At 37.0% G+C, this 23,669-nt stretch carries 14 protein-coding genes; 12 read left to right on the top strand and 2 right to left on the bottom strand.

Annotated features, from left to right (window positions below; translation table 11 throughout):
* Positions 1-83 precede the first annotated feature (83 nt).
* From Q3Y49_RS17010 to prfB, 11 genes are all read left to right on the top strand, one after another.
* Positions 84-1,136 (top strand): hypothetical protein, encoded by a 1,053-nt coding sequence (locus Q3Y49_RS17010; RefSeq protein ID WP_303269834.1) that lies wholly within the window; start codon positions 84-86, stop codon positions 1,134-1,136.
* Between the two features lie 270 nt (positions 1,137-1,406).
* The gene (locus tag Q3Y49_RS18785; RefSeq protein ID WP_367892458.1) at positions 1,407-1,940 is read left to right on the top strand and encodes an efflux RND transporter permease subunit; all 534 of its coding nucleotides are present in this window, start codon (positions 1,407-1,409) and stop codon (positions 1,938-1,940) included.
* Positions 1,937-4,453 (top strand): efflux RND transporter permease subunit, encoded by a 2,517-nt coding sequence (locus Q3Y49_RS17005; RefSeq protein ID WP_367892457.1) that lies wholly within the window; start codon positions 1,937-1,939, stop codon positions 4,451-4,453. Before Q3Y49_RS18785 ends, Q3Y49_RS17005 begins: the two co-directional genes overlap by 4 nt.
* A 574-nt stretch (positions 4,454-5,027) precedes the next feature.
* On the top strand, positions 5,028-5,504 hold the full coding sequence (locus tag Q3Y49_RS17000) for a hypothetical protein (protein ID WP_303269833.1): 477 nt from the start codon (positions 5,028-5,030) through the stop codon (positions 5,502-5,504).
* 114 nt (positions 5,505-5,618) lie between these two features.
* Complete coding sequence (locus Q3Y49_RS16995; RefSeq protein WP_303269832.1) at positions 5,619-6,764, top strand: hypothetical protein; 1,146 nt, start codon at positions 5,619-5,621, stop codon at positions 6,762-6,764.
* Between the two features lie 272 nt (positions 6,765-7,036).
* Entirely contained in the window at positions 7,037-7,669 is a 633-nt protein-coding gene (locus Q3Y49_RS16990; protein WP_303269831.1) for a DUF2202 domain-containing protein, read from the top strand.
* A 30-nt stretch (positions 7,670-7,699) separates the two neighbouring features.
* Entirely contained in the window at positions 7,700-8,191 is a 492-nt protein-coding gene (locus tag Q3Y49_RS16985; protein ID WP_303269830.1) for a c-type cytochrome, read from the top strand.
* 354 nt (positions 8,192-8,545) lie between these two features.
* The gene (locus tag Q3Y49_RS16980; protein ID WP_303269829.1) at positions 8,546-9,061 is read left to right on the top strand and encodes a hypothetical protein; all 516 of its coding nucleotides are present in this window, start codon (positions 8,546-8,548) and stop codon (positions 9,059-9,061) included.
* Positions 9,062-9,345: 284 nt separating this feature from the next.
* Positions 9,346-9,894, top strand: coding sequence for a cob(I)yrinic acid a,c-diamide adenosyltransferase (locus tag Q3Y49_RS16975; protein WP_303269828.1), 549 nt, complete (start codon positions 9,346-9,348; stop codon positions 9,892-9,894).
* 57 nt (positions 9,895-9,951) lie between these two features.
* Entirely contained in the window at positions 9,952-11,016 is a 1,065-nt protein-coding gene (locus Q3Y49_RS16970; protein WP_303269827.1) for a branched-chain amino acid aminotransferase, read from the top strand.
* 775 nt (positions 11,017-11,791) lie between these two features.
* A protein-coding gene (prfB, locus tag Q3Y49_RS16965) for a peptide chain release factor 2 (protein WP_303269826.1) occupies positions 11,792-12,884 on the top strand; the annotation gives its coding sequence in 2 pieces (ribosomal slippage) (positions 11,792-11,851 and positions 11,853-12,884; 1,092 coding nt in all).
* 270 nt (positions 12,885-13,154) lie between these two features.
* Here prfB and Q3Y49_RS16960 read toward each other — a convergent pair.
* Both Q3Y49_RS16960 and fahA read right to left on the bottom strand, forming a co-directional pair.
* Entirely contained in the window at positions 13,155-15,782 is a 2,628-nt protein-coding gene (locus Q3Y49_RS16960; RefSeq protein ID WP_303269825.1) for a valine--tRNA ligase, read from the bottom strand.
* A 347-nt stretch (positions 15,783-16,129) separates the two neighbouring features.
* Complete coding sequence (gene fahA / locus Q3Y49_RS16955; RefSeq protein WP_303269824.1) at positions 16,130-17,404, bottom strand: fumarylacetoacetase; 1,275 nt, start codon at positions 17,402-17,404, stop codon at positions 16,130-16,132.
* A gap of 547 nt (positions 17,405-17,951) precedes the next feature.
* Here fahA and Q3Y49_RS16950 point away from each other — a divergent pair.
* On the top strand, positions 17,952-23,663 hold the full coding sequence (locus Q3Y49_RS16950) for a T9SS type A sorting domain-containing protein (RefSeq protein ID WP_303269823.1): 5,712 nt from the start codon (positions 17,952-17,954) through the stop codon (positions 23,661-23,663).
* The last annotated feature ends 6 nt before the right edge of the window (positions 23,664-23,669 follow it).

The following is a 23,669-nucleotide window of genomic DNA, read 5'->3' as shown; positions in this document are numbered from 1 at the left end:
TTTTAGATTTCAGTTTCATGGGGTAGCTACTTTTTTCTACTGCACCAGAAGTCTTCAGTAAGGTGCTTCTAATAAAAAAAAATATGATCATATTCCGTTATGTATTAATCTTTGCTTTAGTGACCTTTTCATCCTGCAAGATTACTGAGTCCAAATCATCTGTTGAAAGTATAAAAATTGAGAGAGTAGATTTAGTAAGCTTTGAAGATGCTAAGAAGATAAAAGACGAGATCTTCATGCAAAGCAATTTCTTCATCAAAGAGATTTTAATTGGTGATGTTCTTTACTTGAAAGCAAATGATTTGAATCATGTAGATGCATATCACCTTCAAGACTCTTCTCGTACTAAATATCAATTTTCTGAAAGGCCCATTAAAATCAATGAGTTTTCAGTGGGAAGTGATCGTGTTTTTTTGCTTTCTTCCCAGTCAAAACTTTTACTTGTTTTTGATAAAGAAGGGAAGTTCATAAAAGAGATTCCCTTAGAAATAGGTCGTTACGAAATAGAGGGGGATATGGGTGAAAGTCTTTTTCAATGGAATGAAGGACAGCAAATTTTTTATTTGGGATTGACAAAAAGTAAGCGATACAAAGGAGTCGAGTTGGTGGGTATTTTCGACCTTAGTGGGCAATTGAAATCTACTTTTGGTGATTTCACTAAGGATAATGATCAAGCAATACCAGGGTTTATATTAGCTAATCATGGGATTAGGCATCAATTGACCAAAAACGCATTTTATATTCTTAAGAAAGAAAGCAGCCAGCTGTATCAATTTGGCTTCCAGGGATTCCTTAAACAAAAGGTGAAGTTGGACTTTGAAGTCATTCCTAATAAAGAAAAGGTTCTAGTAGCAGGGAAACAAGTTATCAAGGATCAGGTGATGGATTTTTATGTGGATGAGCATAGCAAAGAATTGGTTTTTACGTACTTTACCAATACGGGTTCTTATTTTGGTGAACGAAAACCAGATCCTTATTTAGCCTACAAGAAGTTTAAATCTGATACGATCTATTATGATAAAGTAGATTTTTTCAATCTTTTAGATTATCAGGACCATGTAATATCCACTATTCCATTCAATCCTGATTCTGAGGCTAAATACCTCACAAGCTATGGATTAGATCTTAGAAATTGAAGAATAGCGATTTACTTGAATTTATAATTTAGATCAATTGACTTTTTTCAGATTACCAGTCTTTGCAATAATGCCATATATTTAGAAGGCTAACTTATCTTATGTGGTTATCAGTATACTTTTTTTAGTACCAAACTATTGTATCGCATTAAATTGGTATTAATGTGTACCTAAATCTATAGTTACCCCTTTCTCATCCCCCAATAATTCCTATCTTTACCTCTAATGACCCCATTTCGTATAATTATTACATTTTTAGTCGTCAGTTTAATGGGTTTAGCACTTATTCCCAAACTGTCGGTCAACCTGAACCCTACTTATCAGACGCCTGAGATCAGTCTGCAATTTAATGTGCGTAATGCAGATCCTACGCAGGTGGAGAAACTGGCTACAGCACCGCTGGAAAACATTCTTTCCCAATTGAGGGATTTGGATGAACTCAATTCCCAGTCTCGTTATGGAAGCGGAAATATCACACTTCGCTTCTCTAAAAATGCAGATTTAGCCTATAAACGCTTTGAAGTGGCCACGCTCATCCGACAAGTCTATCCGCAATTGGATGAAAAAGTGAGCTATCCCATTCTGCAAAGTAGTGGGGGAGATCAGGAGACGGAAAGCAAAACCATTCTGAGATATACAGTCCGTGGGCCTTTTGCTTCTTATAGAATAAAGGAAATTGCACAGGAGTCCATAGTGAAGCCACTCCAAAACATTGCAGGCATAGAAGCACTTCAGGTTTATGGGCCAATAATCTGCAAATCAGCATTAATTTTCATCCTGATAAACTGGAAGCCTATGGTTTGAATCCCACTGATTTAAGAACGGCTCTACAGCAAAGCGGTCAGTTGCGTTATCCCGGTTTGGCACAAGGTGCCGGCAATGAAAAATATGTTTTAGTGCTGGACCAAAGGTTTGAGGATATTCAGCAAATAGGAGAGTTGAAAATCACGCAAACTGAATCAGGCAATAGCTATAGCTTAAAAGAATTAGCGGATATTAATCTAGAGGAGCAGGAAGCCAATAGCTATTACAGAATCAATGGGGAAAACTTTGTGACCTTAGTGGTGGAGGCTCGAAAGGGTGTAAACCGAATCAATTTGGCTAGAGAAGTCAAATCCAGATTAAATCAAATTGAAGATAATTTGGCAGAAGGTGTGGCACTCCGTTTGGTTTATGACGATACCGAATATCTGGAAAAAGAACTGGACAAACTCTACGAAAGATCCATTTTATCTATTGGTATTTTGATTCTGTTCATTTTCCTAATCAATAGAAATTGGAGATATTTATTGGTGCTTTTTGCAGGTATTTTAGTAAATGTTTCCCTTGCCATCATAGGCGTTTGGGCATTGGATATCGAAATCCATCTGTATTCGCTGGCAGGTCTGACCATTTCCTTTGGCTTGATAGTCGATAATGCCATTGTAATGATCGATCACATCCACAAATACAAAAATCGTCATTTGTTTTTGGCGCTTTTGGCCGCTTCATTGACTACCATAGCCGCTTTGTTGTTAGTTTTCCTATTGCCAGAAGAACAGAAAATGAATCTGGTTGATTTTTCCAAAGTGGTAGCACTTTTGTTGGGTGTGTCTTTATTGGTCGCTTTGTTTTTCACGCCATCGCTTTATACCTTGCTATTTACTGCTCAAAATAAGAATCGACATGGCAATAGTATGAAACAGCTGCGCAGAAAAGTGCGTTGGTTTAATCGATATTCCAATGCCATTCACTGGTCGGTAAAATATCGCAAAGCTTTCTTTATTCTGCTTTTGCTGGGATTTGGCTTACCTGTTTTTATGCTCCCCGCCAAATGGGAAGATCATGAATGGTACAATAAAGTCATCGGTTCTGATATTTATCAGGATGATATCAGACCGATTTCTGACAAATGGCTAGGCGGTAGTTTGCGACTTTTTGTGCGGAATGTCTATGAGCGATCCAGCTATAGGCAAAATGAAAAAACACGTCTTTATATTACCGGTAGATTGCCATATGGGAATACGCTTGAGCAGATGAATACCATTATGAAGGATTTTGAGGATTTTCTGCTCAAACAAGAGGGTATTGATATTTTCACCACTCAAATTTATTCGGGACAATACGGAAGCATCGAAATCATCTTTAAAGAAGAATATGAGAAATCCGCATTTGCATATCAGCTGAAGGCTAGACTATCTTCCAGAAGTACGAACTGGAGCGGAGTTAATTGGAGCGTCTATGGAGTAGGGCAGGGCTTCTCTACTGGTTCGGGTGATCGAATTCCATCCTTTAGGGTGGCTTTAAAAGGCTATAATTATTTTGAACTGGAAAATCAGGCCGATAAATTAGCTGAGATGCTGTTGGAACATCCTCGAATTCAAGAAGTGAATACCAATGAAAGGATGAGCTGGCGTGACCAGAAAAGTAAGGAATACATCATCCGCCCAGATTTGAAAGAGTTGGCTTTTCACCATATCAGCCTTTCGGATTTCACCAATGCCATTCGAATGCATGCCCCGGCCAATGGTGCCACAGCTTATTTACCTATCGGTGGGGAGCAATTTCCAGTGGTATTGGCATCTGCAAAATCAGATGATTTCAATAAGTTTGCCTTGGAGCAATACAGTTTGGATTATGCAGGCAAAAGAATTCCTACAGGAGATTTGAGTAAGCTGCAGCTGGAAAGTACCGTCAATGCGATTTATAAAGAAAACCGTAGCTATATCCGGGTGTTGAGCTTTGAGTATTACGGATCTTCTCGTTTTGGAAGCAAATACTTAGAGGAGGTATTGACAACCTATGATCAAATCAAGCCTTTAGGCTATAGTGCTGAAAAGCAGTCCTACAGCTGGGGCTCGGATGCTGCCAAAAAGCAGTACTCATTATTGTTATTGCTGATAGTGGCTATCTTCTTTATTTGTAGTATTTTATTTGAAAGCTTTAAACTGCCTTTTTATATTTTGCTGTTGATCCCGCTTTCCTTTATTGGTTTGTTCCTCACCTTTGGTTGGTTTGAATTTTACTTTGACCAAGGCGGTTATGCCGCATTTGTGATGTTAGGAGGATTGACCGTAAATGCAGGGATTTATATTCTCTATGATTTCACTAATAGAAAAGTGCAAAATAGCAGAGGATTTCTCAAGTCAGTAAGTACCAAGGCGGCTCCGATATTGCTGACTATATTCTCTACTTGCTTTGGTTTAATTCCATTTGTCATGAGCGGACAAAATGAGGTCTTTTGGTTTTCTTTAGCGGTAGGCACTATCGGGGGCTTGATTTTTTCAATGGTAGGTGTCTTTTTCTTTTTTCCTTTATTGGCAGTAAGAAAGTCTTAGCTTAACAAGCTTAAGCTTTGCATGATCTTATTGAAAAAAGGATATTGTAAAATTGAAACATGTTTCAGTGATTTGTTTTCTACCTTAAATTTTCAAAAGTGGCATTAAGCATTCTGAAAGCAATATATATGATAGCTTTTCCTTTCATACTTTTTCCATTGATGAAAAAGTATGCAAAAAATCTAAGTATAATGATGCTACTTCCCACTAGGGCCATCGCCTGCCCGCCATTTTACCGTCCAGCGCACTTTTTCACTTTAGGCGAAAGTGGGCGTGTTAGCCATGAATAAAACTAATAATTAATTTATTTTATCCTTACTTTATGCTCGTTTAATGATTTTTCAATCTTTTTTTAATTAATTCAATACTTCGATTAGCCAAGATATCCGGGCAGGGAAGACAGGATTCCTTTGAAAAAAAGGATATTGTGAAATTGAAACTTTTTTCAGTTACTTATTTTCAGACAGTGCATCAAACAAGTCATGAAGCGATTGGCATCAATTTTTATAAAGTTATACGAGCTCTTGGCTTAAATTTTATTATCTATGTGTTTTGATTAGTAATGATTGAAAGGATGAAAAGTCTAGTTTTAATCTGCATATTAGGAGCTGTATTGATAGGTTCAATTCATGCTCAAAAAATAGAATATAAAAAAGCAGTGGGGAGCTATAAGTTTTATCAAGAGGACCGTCCTCTTAGTGCAAAACAATTGGAAAGTAAATTGGACACGCTTTCTGACGCTTATGTACTCCTTGAAGAAGCTAAAATGAATAGGGTTATGGCTACAGTGCTAAACTGTGCTGGTGGTTTTCTGATGGGCTGGACTGTTGGGTCTCAGATCGCAGGTGGCGATCCTAATTGGAACCTGGCTGCAATTGGAGCAGGTGCGATGGTATTGGCAATTCCGCTTTCCATTAGCTACTCAAAAAATATGAAGAAAGCTGTTGATATCTATAATAATTCCTTGGAAAGCATCAGCTATAGCAGGCCAAAGTATAGCTTGAAATTTGTAGCTAATATGCAAGCTGTTGGTTTAAGAATGGTGTTTTAAATGAAGTTAGGATTGCTTAATCTGTAAGTCAATTAGCTGTAATTAAATTGTTCGCTTGCTTTTTTTAGTATTTTGTGGTTATTATTGGATTTGACAGGAACAGAAACGGATAAAATGAAGAAATTCTTAATCATCTTTCTACTATTAATTATTTTTTCATGTACTCAAGAGGAAAAAACTGATAATCCACAGGCCACTCAATTAAGCATCTCTTCCTCTATTGATCAAGAAATCCCCTTAAATCAAGATATTATTAGCAGCCTGAAGAAGTTTCTTGAAACAAAGAATGATTCCTTCAAGGAGAATGAATATTGGTTAGCAGAAGACTTTGATACATTTTGGTTTCCCTTTCAAGATATTTACGAAATTGAACATAAAGACAGCGCTTTATATTATTATCAGCCGAGTTTAATGGAAATTGGCAGTACTGAGCAGGAAAAGAAGAAGTTGCTTAAATTGGCTTTCATCGGTCATAATGATACCACAAATGCAAATACCCTCAAGAGCATTTTCAATATTGTAGCCAACAAAACGGACACTGGCATACTGTTTAGTCATCCACTTCCTTACTTTACCAGGAACTGGGAAAAAATTCAGAGAGGGAGTATAGAATATGTTATCTCGCCAGATAGAGATTTCAATGAGGAGGAGGCTGAAAAGCAGCTTGAGGACATTAGCAAAATTTGTGAATTCTTTGATACCGATCCTATGCCAATCACTTATTATTCATGCACCGGCCTTGAGGAACTGTTTCAAATCAAAGGCTTTGATTACAACCCGATTATGTATAGGGAAGGGGGAGGTGGTTTAGCTGCTACCTTTAACATCGTTTTTTCAGGGAATAGTTCGGAATACTACACCCACGAGATAATGCATCTTTACAGTAGTGCACTAGTTCTTTCGGGTACTCCACTAATCGATGAAGGAATGGCGACCTATGTAGGGGGAAGTAGAGTATTTAGCTATTCGTGGCATAAAGCGAACTTAAGAAGTCATGTCCAGAAGCATCCTGAGATTGACTTTTTACAACATTTAGAGCCTTTCGAACGATTCTTTGCGGGTGAAACCTCCATTCCCTATATGATAGGCGCTCTGATATGTGAAAGAACTTATCGTTTATATGGAAAAGTAGGACTGCTGGAATTGCTAGGTGGAGCCGATGATGTTTGGGATCTTTTGGGTAATGTGGGATTAACCCAAGAAAATTTTGATGCAGAATTAAGAAAGGAATTGGCATTGCCCCCGACTTTATGCATGTAAAGAATGTATTTTCCAGCCGAAGGTCTCCTAGTTTAGGCGTCTGGCTGATATTTTCTTCCGGGAGGGATATAATCGTGTTCTTCTTGTTTTAACTGATCCTCTTCTGATTGGAGCTAATTCACATTCAATGTAGGGATTTAGCTGTGTTTTGCTTGGTCAAGTGTTGTTTAAGCAGTATTTGATAAAGATTTTAAACTCGCCTAGGTGTAACAAGAGTTACCCTTTCTCAATATTATTAGTCTTAACTTACATACGTACTAAAGCTAAAAATCATGAGATTGCTATCTTTCTATATCCTTTTTCTTCTACCCTTAGGTATTATTTCGTGTAATACTGCAAATGATGAAATTGTTCCGCAAGTTAATGACGAGTTTAGCCAAATGATTGATGGCTTTCCGCTGGAACCGCTGAGCGAGAGTGAGCAATCTTCGCTTTTATTTATGCGAGAAGAAGAAAAATTAGCCAGGGATGTGTACGACTATCTTTACCTAAAATGGTCAAGACCACTATTTGATAATATTTCATCCAGCGAACAATCCCATATGGATGCTGTATTAATGCTGCTCAACAGATATGACTTAGAAGACCCAGCAGCAAGGAAGGAATCAGGTGTTTTTTTTAATTATGATATCCAGCAATTATATGATGACTTAACGCAAACTGGTCAGCAAAGTATCATCGAAGCTTTAAAGGTAGGCGCTGCAATAGAGGAAATTGATATTCTAGACCTTAAAAATGCATTAGAGGCTTTTGTTGACAATCAAGATATCGAAGCAGTTTATAATAACTTAATGCAGGGATCTGAAAATCATCTTAGGTCGTTCGTTAAGAACTTGGCAAATCAAGGAGTGACATACCAGCCGCAATATTTAACGCAAGAAGAATATGATGCAATCATCAATTGAGTTTAAGAAAAATATAAAATCTATATGAAAATGAGTTTAAAAAATAAAATTGGCCTAACAGGAATGATAGTTCTCTTTTTTACATTGCTGGCTACTTTTGCTTGTCAAAATACTAAGCAGGAGAGTATTGCTGGATTGAATCAAGAGCCTCTCCATTCCTCTTCCATAACGTCTGACTCAGCATCAAATTTACTTGCAATAAATTGCTACGTCTGCCATGATCCAAAGAGCAGTTCACATGACGAATTACTTGCACCGCCACTTGCAGGTATAAAAAAACGATATAAAAGCGCTACATCTAATAGAGCAGAATTTATACAGAAAATGACTTCTTTCGCTTTTAATCCTTCTAAAGATGCAGCGATGATGAAAGGACCTATTAAAAGATTTGGTTTAATGCCAAAGACCGCCTTGGATCAACCTCAGATTGAAGCAATAGTCACATATATCCACGATAATGAAATTCCTGCTCCAAGCTGGTTTGGAGAGCACGAAAAGCAAATGCATAAAGGCCAGAACTAGACTTACTCAACAGCTTTGTCCTCTGGTGTGATCTTCTTATTATCTTCCTCTAAGGCTTGTAAACGTCTACCCATGAATTTTCACCTTCTTATATAAAAAAATCTTTTTTATTACAGTATATTAGTAATGTAGATACTTCAAGACAACTACAAGACTAGCTTTTGTCGTTTTTTAGTGTTGATAAGGGGCTGCGCTATACTCTTAAAACTTCAGCAAATTCTTCTAAGTTTTACTTTGATGAAATTGATGTCGAGTATAAATGATGACAGATAGTGGTCACATCCGATGTCTAATGGAGATTTTTCTCTAGTCACAGGAAAACCGATTTTTTAAAGCATTTAAAAGGAATGAGCAATGAAAACGAAAATATTTTTAATTTCAGCACCCATTGTTTTAATATTAATAGGAGTTATTATGGACAAAACACGAGATAATATTTGGTTTCAGCAATCAACTAAGATTGCCTGTGATATTGAAAATGTTAACAGATCAATCGGAAATTTGGGAGAGCACTATAAAAATCTCATTAGTGTATATCCTGGCATGACAACCATTGAATTGATTGAACATGGTGATGACTATGTAAGCATAAAAACGAGCGAAGGGCTTATGAAAAGAACCAATTTTTCGGTTTTAAAATCAGAAAATCGAATAGTAATAGAATTCGATGAAGAATATATTACCAGCAAGCTCACCACAACTTCTCATTTTGTGGAAAATTTTGAAGCTAAGGCCGACACTGTGGAGCTTGATATTACAATTAGTAATATTACAGCCCCAGGCTTTTTGGGGTTCTTTCTGCGTAATTTTGGTGGCAAAAGTATTGGCAATGCATTCCTTAATTCCTATAAGACTATACTTGAAAAGTAAGGAGTTTGAAGGTATTGAATGCAAAATGTCGCCCTACAGTACATTTTTAAGATAAATTACAGAATTTATTAGCAGAAACGATGATGCGAAATCTTTTGGTCCTACTCCAACTTCTCACGCTCAACCTCTAATTTCTTCCCAGCATTTCTTCTATATTTGCAAATTGACAAATGACTACATAAAATAAAATTAACAATAAAAATCCTACTTCGAATACCACACTAGCTGAAGTTGAATTTTTATCAAAAGTTGTCATGTGGTCGTAAATTATAAACAATATACACATGAAAATATATACCAAAGGCGGAGATAAAGGTAAAACTTCTTTATTGGGTGGTTCACGGGTTTCCAAAGCACATTTACGTATTGATGCTTATGGCAATGTGGACGAATTAAATTCTTGGATGGGCGTTTTGCGCGACCATAAAGAAAATGTATCGCGAAATTTATTATTCATAGAAATTCAAGATCGCTTGTTTACTATTGGTTCGCAATTAGCAAAAGAGCCGGGGGAGAGTAAATTTCCTATTCCGGATATTGCAGAATCGGATGTGGAGCGATTGGAGAAAGTGATAGATGAAATGAACGATGGCTTACCAGCTATGAAAAATTTCATTTTGCCAGGAGGGCATCAACTGGTTTCCTTTACACATGTTGCACGAACAGTCTGCAGAAGAGCTGAACGGGGAGTGGTGGCCTTGAAAGAACATGAGGAAGTCAATGATTTGATAATCACCTATTTGAACAGATTGTCGGATTACTTATTTGTGCTTTCACGCAAGTTAACCCAAGAATTGAATGCCAATGAAGTGCCCTGGGTACCAAAAAAGTAATTGCAAAAGAGCCCTTTATTTTGTACTTTTGTGCAATTTTAAACTAAACCGACCATCATGTTAGATACTTTAGATATTTCTATACAAAAAGTTCAGAATTCCCGCATCAATGAGGTGGATTTTAACAATATCCCTTTTGGGAAAGTTTATTCTGACCATATGTTCATTGCGGACTATGAAGATGGTCAGTGGAGCGATTTAAGAATCGTGCCTTATGCAGATCTTTCTATGGCTCCTGCATCTAGTGTTATTCACTATGGACAGTCTGTTTTTGAAGGATTAAAAGCTTACAAGAATAGTAAAGGTGAGGCTGTGGTTTTCAGACCTGAGGCCAATGCCAAAAGGTTAAACAAATCGGCTGAAAGAATGTGCATCCCGGAGGTGCCTGAAGAGCTCTTCATCCAAGCCATGACTGAACTATTGAATTTGGATAGCGCCTGGATTCCGAACAAAGAAAATACAGCACTTTATGTTCGCCCTTTTGCTTTTGCAATGGATGATTATATCGGAATCAAGCCATCGGAAAAATATAGATTTATGATTATCACCTGCCCGGTTGGTGCTTATTATAGTGAGCCAGTGAAGGTGAAAATTGAAACAGAATTTACCAGAGCGGCTAAAGGCGGTACTGGTTATGCGAAAGCTGCGGGAAACTATGCAGGGTCCTTATATCCAGCTAAATTGGCACAAAAGCAAGGTTATCACCAATTGGTGTGGACTGATGCTACTGAACACAAATATATAGAGGAGTCGGGGACAATGAACATTATGTTCGTCATCAATGATACTTTAATTACCCCTGAAGCAAGCTCTACTATTTTAAGAGGAATTACTCGCGATTCAGTTTTGACCTTAGCCAGAGACTGGGGGATGAAGGTAGAGGAAAGAAGAATTAGTGTTAATGAAGTAATTGAAGCTGCCAAAAAAGGAACTTTACAAGAAGCATTTGGTGCCGGGACAGCCGCCACAATTGCACATATTGCTTTGATCGGTCACGATGGAGTTGATTATACTTTACCGGCTATTGAAGAAAGGAAATTTTCTAATAAAGTATTGAAAGCAATGGACGCAATTAAATTAGGTGAAGCAGAAGACAAATTCGACTGGATTTTTAAGCTTTAGTATATAGTAAAAATATTGATTTTGCCGTATAATGAACGATTATGCGGCATTTTTTATGGTCCTTAACCAGCCACCTGGAGGGCAAGACGCAGTAATTACAATTGTTTTTTAATTAAAATCATTGTCACTTTACTTGAATACTTTGGGGTGTAATTGATAAAATAGTGATAAAACTTATTGTCTTCCACTGTTTAAATCTATGTGTCTATCTGCTGTAAGAAACTTTGTAGATTCAGATTCTTATAGAAGAATTTTTAAATGGCATACCGGTAGAATGATTAATTGAAATTGGCTCGAAGAGAGCGGACTGGAGGACAAAATAGGAGGCCAGCGTTGGCAAAAATAAGATATAGTGTGGTTAGATGGAAATGATTGCTACTCTGTAAAACTGTTAGCAAAATCTTACCACAAAAGAGTCAAAAGAACACAAAGCAAAATAACTAAAGTTATTTTTTAACGTCTGTGTGGTTTTGTGAAATGAGATTAGAAGAAAATTGAATTATTTTCTTTGATTGTTATTGATGTTAAATGGAATCAAAACAGCCTGTGGCTGTACTTTTGTTTTCTTTTGTCTCTTTTGTGGTTAAACTTCTAGCTTTAGCTGGTTTTAATCTGCTTATAGAGATATTTTATGTTTGCTAACAAAACTTCTATTATAGGAGAAAAACGGAAAATAATTGAGCAAAAAAATATAACTTCTAATTTCAGTGAAGCTATATGATAGCTACGTGAGTTTCAAAATTTTAAATTTAAAACAACATAAAACAAAGTCCTAATGACTAGTGACGATTTAAAAGATTTAAAGGCCCGAGTGGAAGCACTTCGGGGGTATCTTTGACTACGATAAAAAAGTAGAAGAAGTAAAAGAGTTAGAATTGGTTTCTGCCCAGCCCGATTTCTGGAATGATTCAGATGAAGCGGAAAAGACCATGAAGGTAATTCAAGGCTTAAAAACCTGGACTAAGCATTTTGAGGAGCTGGAAGAGTATTATGGAGAAGTAGAGACCTATTACGAATTTCTAGATATGGGTGAATCCTCTGAGGAAGAGGTAGCCAAAGCTTACAAGAAAGCACTAACCAAAACCGAGGAGCTGGAATTGAAGAAGATGCTTTCTTCAGAGGAAGATCAGTTATCCGCAATGCTACAGATAACCCCCGGTGCCGGAGGGACAGAAAGCAATGACTGGGCTGGGATTCTGATGCGGATGTATATCATGTGGGGTGAATCTAATGGTTACAAAGTGCGTGAAGTAGATTTTCAAGAAGGGGATGTGGCAGGTGTCAAATCTGTTACTTTAGAATTTGATGGACCACAGGCCTATGGATTCTTGAAATCGGAGAATGGGGTTCATCGTTTGGTAAGAATTTCACCTTTTGATAGCGGTGGAAGAAGACATACCTCTTTTGCGTCAGTTTATGTTTATCCCGTTGTGGATGATACCATTGAAATTGATATCCATCCTAATGATGTGGAGCTACATACCTCTCGCTCTGGTGGTGCTGGTGGTCAGAATGTGAATAAGGTCGAAACCAAGGTGCAATTGACCCATAAACCTACGGGAATTGTAGTGGTATGCCAAGCTAATAGGACGCAGTTAGGAAATAGGGAAGAGGCCATGAAGATGTTGAAATCTCAGCTATACCAGATGGAAGTAGAAAAGCAAAATGCCGAAAGAAGTGAAGTGGAAGCTGGCAAGAAGAAAATTGATTTTGGGTCTCAGATTCGAAATTACGTCTTGCATCCTTACAAATTGATTAAAGATGCTAGAACAGGAGTAGAGAGAACCGATGTTCAAAACGTCTTGGATGGAGATCTAAACGATTATATTAAAGCTTATTTGATGGGTGGCGATGAAAAGATGGGATGAAAAATATTCTCTATCTAATTGATAATGCAAAAAGCACGATGAGAGTCGTGCTTTTTCTGTTTTTTTCAAAATATTATAAGTATGATTCCATACTTAGTCCTAAAAGGACGACATATTTTAACACTGGGTGAAGCCCTGTGTTAACAACTAACAAATGTTATCATAGCCCCGAAGTGGCGTAATATTTGTTCCTTCCAAGGCAATGTATCCATCTTTTAATTTGGGCTCTTTCCCACATCTTTATATGTCAGCCCTTAGGGCCTTTTTGCATTACCCCAAATTCTTCAAGCTTTCTTCCAAAGTCTTAATCTTGGCTTCAGCATCAGATTGTTTTTTCTTTTCCATTGCCACTACCTTATCAGGGGCGTTGCTTACAAAACGCTCATTTTCCAACTTCTTTTTTACGCTGGTCAAAAAGCCTTTGGTGTAATCCAACTCTTTTTGGATTTCTTCTTTTTCCTTTTCTACATCAATTGTACCTTCCATTGGAATGAAACACTCATCAGAACCGATGAAGAAACTAACTGCCTGATCAATTTTCTGAGTAGTAAAAGCCAATTCATCAATATTAGCCAATTTATCAATCACAGAAATGTATTCTTGATAGATCATTTCACTCTTGGTCTTTACATACAACTTAAGTGAATCTTTAGGCGATATCCCCTTGGAAGCTCTGATGTTCCTGATTTGTGAAACTAATTCAAAGGCTGTTTTAGCGTCTTGTAAGATGGCTGTATTATAATTTTTTTCGATTGGCCAATGGTTTACAATCACGCAATCTTGATCGCCTCTATCTGTGATCTGATGCCAAATTTCTTCTGTTAAGAATGGCATAAATGGATGTAAAATCGTGAGGATATCTTCGAAGAAAACAATAGTTGCTTCGTAGGTTTCCTTATCAATAGCTTCACCGTAAGGGGGTTTCACCAATTCAAGATAATATGCGCAGAAATCATCCCAAATCAATTTATACGTAGTCATTAAAGCATCTGAAATTCTGAACTTACTAAAATGATCATTGATTTCCTTTAGTGCATCTTGAAAGCGAGCTTCAAACCAGTCACGAGCTTTCATTGCTTCAATTGGTGTATCTTTTTCTTTTACTTCCAGTCCTTCTACTAACCTGTAAGCATTCCAGATTTTGTTACCGAAGTTCCATCCTTGTTCGCAAAGTTTTTCTTCAAATAATAAATCATTTCCGGCAGCAGCAGAAAGCAATAAACCAACTCTCACACCATCAGCCCCGTGCTTATCAATTAAACCTAAGGCATCAGGAGAATTACCTAGTTGCTTAGACATTTTTCTACCTTTATCATCCCTCACGATACCAGTCAGATAAACATTTTTGAATGGCAATTGACCTTTAAATTCATAGCCTGCAATAATCATTCTGGCTACCCAGAAGAATAAGATATCAGGACCCGTTACCAAATCATTAGTCGGATAGTAATAATTAAATTCTTCATTGTCAGGATCTTTGAATCCGTCAAATACAGAAATAGGCCATAGCCAAGAAGAAAACCAAGTATCTAAAACATCTTCGTCTTGCTTTAAATCTTCCGCCTTTAAATTATTGTCGCCACTCTTCTCTTTAGCCAAGGCTAATGCTTCCTCATTATTTTGAGCCACAACAAAATCACCATTAGGCATGAAATAAGCTGGGATTCTTTGCCCCCACCACAGCTGACGGGAAATACACCAATCCCTTACATTTTCCATCCAATGCTTATAAGTATTTTTGAATTTTGGTGGAATCAGCTTAATGTTATCGTTCATTACATTTTCATAAGCCGGCTTCACCAATTCCTCCATCTTTACAAACCACTGTGTAGAAAGCTTAGGCTCGATAACCGCATCGGTCCTTTCGGAATGCCCAACATTATTAGTATAATCTTCCTCTTTCTCTAATTGTTCTTTTTCCTTAAGTAGTTTTGCAATTTTCTTTCTGGCTACAAATCGATCTTCCCCAACTAAGATCTGCGCTTTATCATTGAGCTTTCCATTATCAGCAATGATGTCAATTACCTCTAAGTTATGACGCAAACCAATTTCGTGGTCATTAATATCATGAGCGGGCGTCACTTTCAAGCAACCTGTTCCAAATTCCATATCAACATAATCGTCCTCGATAATGGGAATAGCTTTATTAATTAATGGAATGATTGCTTTTTTGCCTTTTAAATGAGTGAAGCGCTCGTCATTTGGATTAATACAAATTGCAGCATCCGCCATAATGGTTTCAGGTCGGGTAGTGGCAATGATCAAAGAATCATCACTTCCTTCAATCTTATAACGGATGTGATACATTTTCCCCTGAACCTCTTTGAAATTTACTTCATCATCGGCTAAAGCTGTTTTTCCTTCCGGATCCCAGTTCACCATACGGTTTCCTCTATAGATATAGCCTTTTTTATAAAGATCAACGAAAACCTCAATCACGGCAGCGGACATATCTTCTTCCATAGTGAAACGCTCACGATCCCAATCACAAGAAGCGCCTAATTTCTTCAGTTGCTGCAGAATTATACCTCCATATTTTTCTTTCCACTCCCAGGCATGCTCCATGAATTCATCACGCGTGATGTCATTTTTATTGATGCCTTTTTCTTTAAGCATATTTACTACTTTTGCTTCTGTGGCTATGGATGCATGATCCATTCCTGGTACCCAGCAAGCTTCTTTTCCTTGCATTCTGGCTCTTCGGATTAATACATCTTGAATGGTATTATTCATCATATGCCCCATATGCAAAACTCCTGTTACATTCGGAGGCGGAATTACCACAGTATAGGGCTCCTTTTTAGGATCAGGTTTTGAAGCAAAAAACTTCTGCTCCATCCAATGTTTGTACCATTTATCTTCTATATCTGAAGGATTGTATTTTGTTGCCAGTGACATATATATATGATTAAATTTTATTCAAAAATGACATTTAATTGCAAAATTAAGGAATTAAAGGCTTTTTATTATAGCTATCAGAAATAAAAAAGCGAAAATGAACCACAATAGGAAACAAAGAAAACAAAAGGTTTTCAGTTAAAGCTGAAGATTGCTAACCGCAAAGACACGAAGACACACAAAGCTTCATGAAGAAATTATATTAGTATGGAACGTTAAATCTCAAAAAGAAGAATGTTATTTTCTTGGATATCCTCGTACAATTAAACTTATGAAATTTAAAGCTGAAGTAATTTTATAATCTTCGTGTCTTTGTGCCTTTGTGGTTAATCCACAGCCTTTGGCTGTTATTTAGTTGGAAGTAGCTCAGTCCGAACTTCACCGAAACCAATTCTAACCCCATCTTTTTCGCCATGTCCTCTCATGATGACAGTATCATGATCATTAATGAATTTTCTTTCTGTTCCATCTGGCATTTCGACTGGTTTGGAACCTCTCCAACTGATTTCCAACATGGAACCATAAGCAGAAGGGTCATTTCCGCTGATAGTTCCTGAAGCATAAACATCTCCGGTATTGATATTACAACCATTAACTGTGTGATGCGCTAATTGCTGAACTACATTCCAATACATATACTTGAAGTTGGAATTGGTGACTACCTTTTCTTCGGAATCTTTAGGTTGAATACCCACTTGCAAGTCGATGTCAAAATGGTAATCTCCTGCGAATTTTAAGTATGGTAATACTTCTGGCTCTTGCTTTGGTCCTGCAATTCTAAATGGCTCTAAAGCTTCCATCGTTACAATCCATGGTGACATAGAAGAACCAAAATTTTTGGCTAAGAAGGGACCTAAAGGAACATACTCCCATTTTTGAATATCTCTAGCTGACCAATCATTAAACAATGTAAAACCGAAAATATAGTTTTCAGCTTCTTTGGTCGGGATAGCATCTCCAAGAGTATTACCACCGCAGGTGATGAAAGCCATTTCCAATTCGAAATCTACCAATTTAGCTGGGCCAAAATCCGGCTTTTTGGCATCAGGTGCAATAGTTTGTCCTTTTGGACGATGCAAGGGTGTTCCTGAAATCACGATAGAAGAAGCCCTACCGTGATAACCCACAGGAATATGCTTCCAGTTGGGTAGTAAGGCATTATCCGGGTCACGGAACATGGTACCCACATTAGTTGCATGAGATTCTGAAGAATAGAAATCAGTATAATCGCCTACTCGTATGGGCAAATGCATACTAGCTTCCTTTTGCGGAATTAAGGCATGTTCTTTTAATTGGTCATTGCCTTGAAGCTCCCGGTTGTCATGCTGCAAAAGTTCAGAGATTCTTTCTCTGACCGGAACGGTAACTTCTTTGCCCAATTCCATGAAGTCATTGAGAATGGGTCTGTCAAAAATTCTTTCAGGAAGGTTTAATTCATTGAATAATTGAGCGGACTGGATTTCAGTCAAATCCAAAATGTAATCTCCAATGGCCACGCCAGCTCTTGGTGATTTATCTTTGGTTGAAAAAATCCCATAAGGAAGATTTTGAATAGGGAAATCTGAATTTTTTGCTACTTCTACCCAGCTTTTAAGTGCTGGATTATTGGCTTTATGCTTCATATGAAAAAGTCGTTTTGTAAGTCGAAAATTTTGAAATGCTAATATCCGAAAATTTGCGGAAAGGGGAAAGGAGAGGGAGTTAGAAGTTAGAAGCTTTAAGCACATGTCCATGTCAGTACCGAAGGTCGGACATATTTAAAAGCACGCTTGTTATTGATTTGATCTCAGAGCCAGCATAGTATGCTTTTAAGTCGTGATTAATACGTTTTAGGTCAGTACCGCAGGTCAGACCGGCATAAACCAAGGAGGTTATTCCGGTCTGACTATCGTCTGACCTAACCAGCTAATCAGCTAACTTAATCACTTCATCACTTAAAAACTTCAACACTTGAAGACTGAAGGATTCCAACTCTTTTGCAGTTTCCTACGTCTTCTGACATATTTATCAATATGGACTACCAATTTTTAAGTATTTTTCGATAAAATGTAAGATATTGTAGTTGGTTGCTTACCTATTGTGTAAATATGTTTGTATTTTTGTTAATTAAAGTAAATGAAGCTGGTGAATAGGGGCTATTCTAAATCAGTTGATTTTAAAATATTTGATATGAAAAGATTTTTACTTTCGATATTGTTTTTTGTTGGGGTTGTTAGTGTTGGGGTTGGACAGAGTGCTGGTGATTTTCAAACTAGGCAGTCGGGAAACTGGAATGATAGTAATACATGGGAAGAATGGACTGGGAGTAGTTGGGATAATACTGCTAATACACCTACTAGTGCTGATGGTAATATTACGATCATTGATTCACACTCAATAACAATAGTTTCTAGCCTAACTATTGATCAAACAGTAATACAAAGTAATGCTTCATTATCTGTTGATCCATTTAATACACTTACAATTGCTGATGGTTCCGGGACGGACTTAACCATTCAATCATCTGGAAGTCTTACATTAAATGATGACTTTTTCTTTGACGGGAGTATTCTTAATATTAATGGAAATGTTATTAATTCTGGAAGTTTGACTTTAAGTGATCCAAACTTATCTACAATTAATTTTAATGCAAATAGTGCTTACCAACATGCGCAAAATAATGGTGCAATTCCTATTGCTAATTGGGCGACTTCTTCCACTACAATAATTTCTGGTGTAACAAATGCAGTTCCCACTAATATAAATCAGTCATATGGGAATTTTACATGGAATTGTCCTTCACAGTCTTCAACTTTGTTTTTGGGCCTTACTGGTTCAAATACTACTGTAGCTGGTAACTTCACTGTTTCATCAACTGGTGGACGTACTTTAGCCTTGTCTTCTGCTTCAGGAGTGGTATTCGAAGTAGGAAATATAATCCTTTCTGGCTCTACAAGACTGGCATTGACTTCTTCTGGTAATGTAACAGTTAACACAGTTAATTTTAGCAACACCTCAACATTCGTTTTTCTAGGTACTTCTGGTTCAGGAATTCTAAACGTTTCAGGCAACTATAGCCATAATAGTGGTACAATTCAGGGCACTGGAACTTCAAGAATAACATTTGCAGGATCAACTGAACAACTCTATAATGCCTCTGGAGGAGCCTACACAAATGTTAACTTTAGATTAAACTCATCTGCAATTATCAATAGTGGCACTAGTAATTTCAGTGGTACTGGATCTTTTAATATGAATCCGGGAAGCCAATTGATTTTAGCTGAGCCAAATGGTATTTCATTAGGTACAACTTCAGGAGTAATCAGGGTTTCCGGTACAAGAACTTATGGTTCCGGAATAACATTAAGTTTTAATGGGAGTACATTACAAAATTTAGGAGATGGTTTTCCTTCGACTGATGTAAACCTTACTGTAAATAACACGGGAGCGGGAGTAAATATGTCTTCCGACATTATGATTTCTTCAGGTCGAACTTTAAATCTAACCGAAGGAACTTTAAATATTGGAGATGGAAATTTACTTACACTTAACGGAAATGTAGTTACCACGAGTGGAGGTATTTCAGGAGGTTCGTTATCTGACTTGACTATAGGTGGTACTGGGGCATTTGGAACATTGGGTTTTGTTGGAACTCAAGAATTAAGAAATTTTACCATTAATAGAACTTCTTCTGGTACCGTAACCCTCGGTGGGGACTTATTAATCAATGGTACCTTTGAGCAAACTGCAGGTAATCTTATTTTAAATGGAAATACTTTCACCTTAAGCGGGCCTTATTCTAGAACGGCCGGAAGTTTAGTTTCTGATGCAGCGGCTTCTTTGATAATAAATGGGTCAGGGGCTTTGCCTAGTCCAGCCTCTTTTTCAGGTGATATAAATACCTTGACTTTAGATCGTGCTTCATCAACATTTAATGTTGGGGGTTCAGGATTTACGGCTAGTAATATAAATTTGTTTTCTGGTGAATTAACAGGTTCTGCGATAAGCATTGCAGATGGAGGTAATGTTGAAAGGCAATCTAGTGGTGTTTTGACAAATGAATTAACGGCTGTTGGCACCTACAATCTATTATATAATAATGACGTAACCTTTAATTCAGGAGCAGAACTTTCTACTGATCCAACAGCAATTGCCAATTTAGAAAAGGCGGGTACTGGAGACCTAGATATTCAGAATGATTTTACGGTAAATGGTACACTTACTTTTACAAATGGTATTTTTAATGCCGGAACCAATACCATTTCCTTAAATGGAGATTTGGTTTCTGGTGCTGGTTCAAACTTAACTAGTGCTACAATTACTTTTGATGGCACCACAAATTTAACTGGAGGTACAGTACCCACTTTCGGTGATATTACGGTCAATGCTACTTTCAATCCAGCAACAAGTTTAAATGTAAACGGAAATATTACCAATAATGGTACTTTAAATAGTAGTGCAGGTACTTTGACAATTAATGCTACTTCTCAATTAGGAGGAACTAACCCCATTACAGTTAACAATTTAACAATTGGTGGTAGTGGTGCTGTTACAGCCAATTCATCTCAGGCTTTAACAATTAATGGCGATATAGATAATTCAGGAAGCTTTAATGCAAACGGAGGAACTGTGATTTTTGGAGGCACTACGTCTATCTCAGGTACTGTTCCTACTTTTGCTAATATTCAGGTTGACGGGACTTTCAATGCTCCCGCAACGCTTAATATTTCAGGCGGATTAACTAATAATGGTACTTTCAATGATAATGATGGTATCATAAATATGAATGGCAGCGGTACGCGAGAAATTTCTGGTTCAAGCGCTTTTAATATATACACTTTAAATGTTTCTGGAGGAACTGTAAATAACAACAATACAGGAGTTGTATTTATTGAAGATGGAATTACAGTAGGCGCAAGTACTACTTTAGATTTAGATGGTGGAGGAACTGGGATAATGACATTATTATCAACTTCAACAAAAGATGCATTTATAGGAGAAATTCCTTCTGGTTCAGCGGTAAGCGGGACAGTTACGGTTCAAAGGGCTCTATATGCTACAGATGCAGGAGATAATGCTTATCATATTGTAGGCTTTCCAATGAGCAATGTAGCGGTGTCAGATATTCAGAATGAATTACCTGTAACAGGTGTGTTTTCCGGCAGCAGTACAGGAACAGGTTACGATAATAATCCTTCAATGTATGCTTATGATGAAGACGCGGGTGCAGGTCTTACTCTAAATGAGCGCTATGTGGCCTTTCCTTCTTCATCCAATACGGAAACTTTTAACGTGGGAGAAGGTTATTATTTATATACCTATCCTGGCGTGATTCCTGTGACAATGGATGGTACTGGACTTATTAATACAGGAAGTTTTACAAGGTCTCTTTCTTTTACGGGGACTGATCCAGATGCTGGCTGGCACTTGGTCGCTAATCCTTATCCAGCTCCAACTGACTGGAGTCAATGGGGGAAAACTGCCATTGCGGGAAATACAGCTCAAATTTATAATTCTAATACTGGGGCATATATTGCCTATGACGGGTCTTCTGAACAACTAATTCCTCAAGGGCAAGGTTTTTTTGTACAAGCAACAGATGGGACTGGTGAACTTACCGCAACGGAAAGTACGAAGGTTACCAGTACAACTCCAACATACTTCAGAGAGACTGATATTCCACAAAGATTCGAAATTGTATTGACAACACCTGATTATGATGATGTTGCTATAGTTCACTTTGCTGACGGAGCCACTGATGCATATGAAGCTGCCTTCGATGCCAATAGGTTGCTTAATACCTATGAAACAATTTCTACCTTATCTTCAGATGGTAAACCACTAAAGGTAAATAGAATGGCTTCAATTTCCAGTGCATCTCCTTGTAGTCGCTCGATTAATATAAGTTTTGAACAATTGAAAAATGAAGTGACGTATTCTATCACTTTTAATGACTTAGGTAAAGTTCCATCACAATCTTTCCAACTTGTAGATCATTACTTAGATAAAAATATTTCAGTTGATAATAAAACTAAGTACAATTTTACGGTTAATAGTGATGGTGAATCTAAAAGTTCAGACAGGTTTGAATTGCTTATAAGTTCTAATTCACCTAGCCAAATTTCTACTTCTTCTAGTGATGTTTGTCCTAATCAAAATGCCGAATTGATTTTAGAAAATACTGACTCTTATGTAACGTACCTATTGTATAAGGATAGTGAACTGCTAACTTCAGTAGAAGGTACAGGAGCAACTTTAGATTTAGATGTTTCCAAAGAAGTATTGGTTGATGAAATTAATGATTTTGTATTAAAAGGGTTCGTAGCTGGATGTGATACCGTTAGTGTAGGAAGTGTACAAATCAAAATAGCTGAAGCTTTGAGTTTGGATAACAAAGTAACAGGTTCTTCTATTTGCAAGATAGAAACCCAAGCTCCATTTAGTATAGCTACACAATTAGATGCAAATTACTACCTTGTCCAAAATGAAGATACGATTCAGTCGATTCAGGGAACTGGAAGTCAATATGATGGATATATAGCAGCAGAGAATTTGAATGATGGATTAAATGAGTTTGTAATTACAGCTGATAAAGACGGTTGCCAGAGCGGAACTTTAGAACAGGTCTTAGAAATAGTAGTTGAGAATTTATCTATTGACAGGACAGTGACTTTTGAAACTAGTGATATATGCAACAGCAATGAAGCTAGCATTAATTTTAAGAGTCAAGCTAATGTAGAATACAAATTCTATAAAAATGATGAAGTTGTGAATACCTTGATAGGGGATGGAAGCAACCAATCCTTTACAATTCCATCAGAATTTGTTGAGGTTGGTAACAATGAATACTATGTCATGGCTTATCTTGGTAGTTGTTCTGAATATGAATTTGCTGAAAAGATTAGCTTGACTGTAGAAGAAAGTATTCAGTCAAATTTGGATATAGTTACAGAAAATGTGTGTGGGCTGCAGAATGTAAATGTGATAATAGAAAATGCACAAAAGGCTAAAAAATATTCACTTGTAAGAGATGGAGAAATTGCTCATAGTGCCACAGCAAATACAGATGGTCAACTTTCATTTACTTTGGACTCGTCCAAATTAAAAATGGGTATCAATCAATACAATATATTAATTGAAGGGGAGTATTGTCAGTCAATCAATGCAGAGCAAATAGTTGAATTTGCGCTGTATGAAGATGCTGTGATTGAAAGTATTGAAAATCAAAATATTTGCTTAAATGGCAGGGCTACAATTGAAATGTCGGCAAATGTAGAAATTGATAAATATCTGGTATATATAGGTAATGAGTTGATAAGTGAGACACAAAGTAACATTATTAATTTAGAACCCAAAGAATCGACAACCTATAGGCTTACAGGAGTTCCTGCAAATGGATGCAAGATTAACGATATCAATTTTACTATTGAAGTTACTGATTTGACTGTTCCCGGGATATTGGTTTCTGGAAATGTATTAGAAAGTTCAATAGAAGGAGATAGCTATCAGTGGTATTTGGACGGAAATCAGATGGATAGCGAAACTGGAAAAGTACTAGTTGCTAATGCATCAGGTGACTACAAAGTTGAAGTCTCAAAAGGTGATTGCAGTAAGATAAGTGAGTCCTTTACTTTCAATGAGGAAGTTTTAAATGCCAATAAAGCATTGGAAAATGCATTGAAATTATATCCAAATCCGGTAATAGATAAAATGTTTATCGATTTAAATAATATTAATTCTGTAGATATTACTATTTTTACAATTACAGGAAAGTTTATCGATAGTTTCGTCTTAAACGCAGGTCATTCTGAAATTGATATGGCTAAATTTTCTAAAGGAACTTATTTGATACAAATTGAATCGGATAATGGAGTAGTTACGAAAAGAATTGTAAAGCAATAAGCAACA

It is taken from the genome of Marivirga harenae (genome assembly GCF_030534335.1).
In the GTDB taxonomy this organism is placed as follows: domain Bacteria; phylum Bacteroidota; class Bacteroidia; order Cytophagales; family Cyclobacteriaceae; genus Marivirga; species Marivirga harenae.
Note: the sequence above shows the minus strand (reverse complement) of the source record. Positions and strands in the feature narration are given on the sequence as shown.

Excerpts from the sequence above, each read along its gene's own strand:
- fahA (WP_303269824.1), bottom strand. The coding sequence starts at position 17,404 with ATGAAGCATAAAGCCAATAATCCAGCACTTAAAAGCTGGGTAGAAGTA.
- Q3Y49_RS17000 (WP_303269833.1), top strand. The coding sequence starts at position 5,028 with ATGAAAAGTCTAGTTTTAATCTGCATATTAGGAGCTGTATTGATAGGT.
- Q3Y49_RS16990 (WP_303269831.1), top strand. The coding sequence starts at position 7,037 with ATGAGATTGCTATCTTTCTATATCCTTTTTCTTCTACCCTTAGGTATT.
- Q3Y49_RS17010 (WP_303269834.1), top strand. The coding sequence starts at position 84 with ATGATCATATTCCGTTATGTATTAATCTTTGCTTTAGTGACCTTTTCA.
- Q3Y49_RS16960 (WP_303269825.1), bottom strand. The coding sequence starts at position 15,782 with ATGTCACTGGCAACAAAATACAATCCTTCAGATATAGAAGATAAATGG.
- Q3Y49_RS16975 (WP_303269828.1), top strand. The coding sequence starts at position 9,346 with ATGAAAATATATACCAAAGGCGGAGATAAAGGTAAAACTTCTTTATTG.
- Q3Y49_RS16980 (WP_303269829.1), top strand. The coding sequence starts at position 8,546 with ATGAAAACGAAAATATTTTTAATTTCAGCACCCATTGTTTTAATATTA.
- Q3Y49_RS16985 (WP_303269830.1), top strand. The coding sequence starts at position 7,700 with ATGAGTTTAAAAAATAAAATTGGCCTAACAGGAATGATAGTTCTCTTT.
- Q3Y49_RS16970 (WP_303269827.1), top strand. The coding sequence starts at position 9,952 with ATGTTAGATACTTTAGATATTTCTATACAAAAAGTTCAGAATTCCCGC.
- Q3Y49_RS16995 (WP_303269832.1), top strand. The coding sequence starts at position 5,619 with ATGAAGAAATTCTTAATCATCTTTCTACTATTAATTATTTTTTCATGT.
- Q3Y49_RS16950 (WP_303269823.1), top strand. The coding sequence starts at position 17,952 with ATGAAAAGATTTTTACTTTCGATATTGTTTTTTGTTGGGGTTGTTAGT.
- Q3Y49_RS18785 (WP_367892458.1), top strand. The coding sequence starts at position 1,407 with ATGGGTTTAGCACTTATTCCCAAACTGTCGGTCAACCTGAACCCTACT.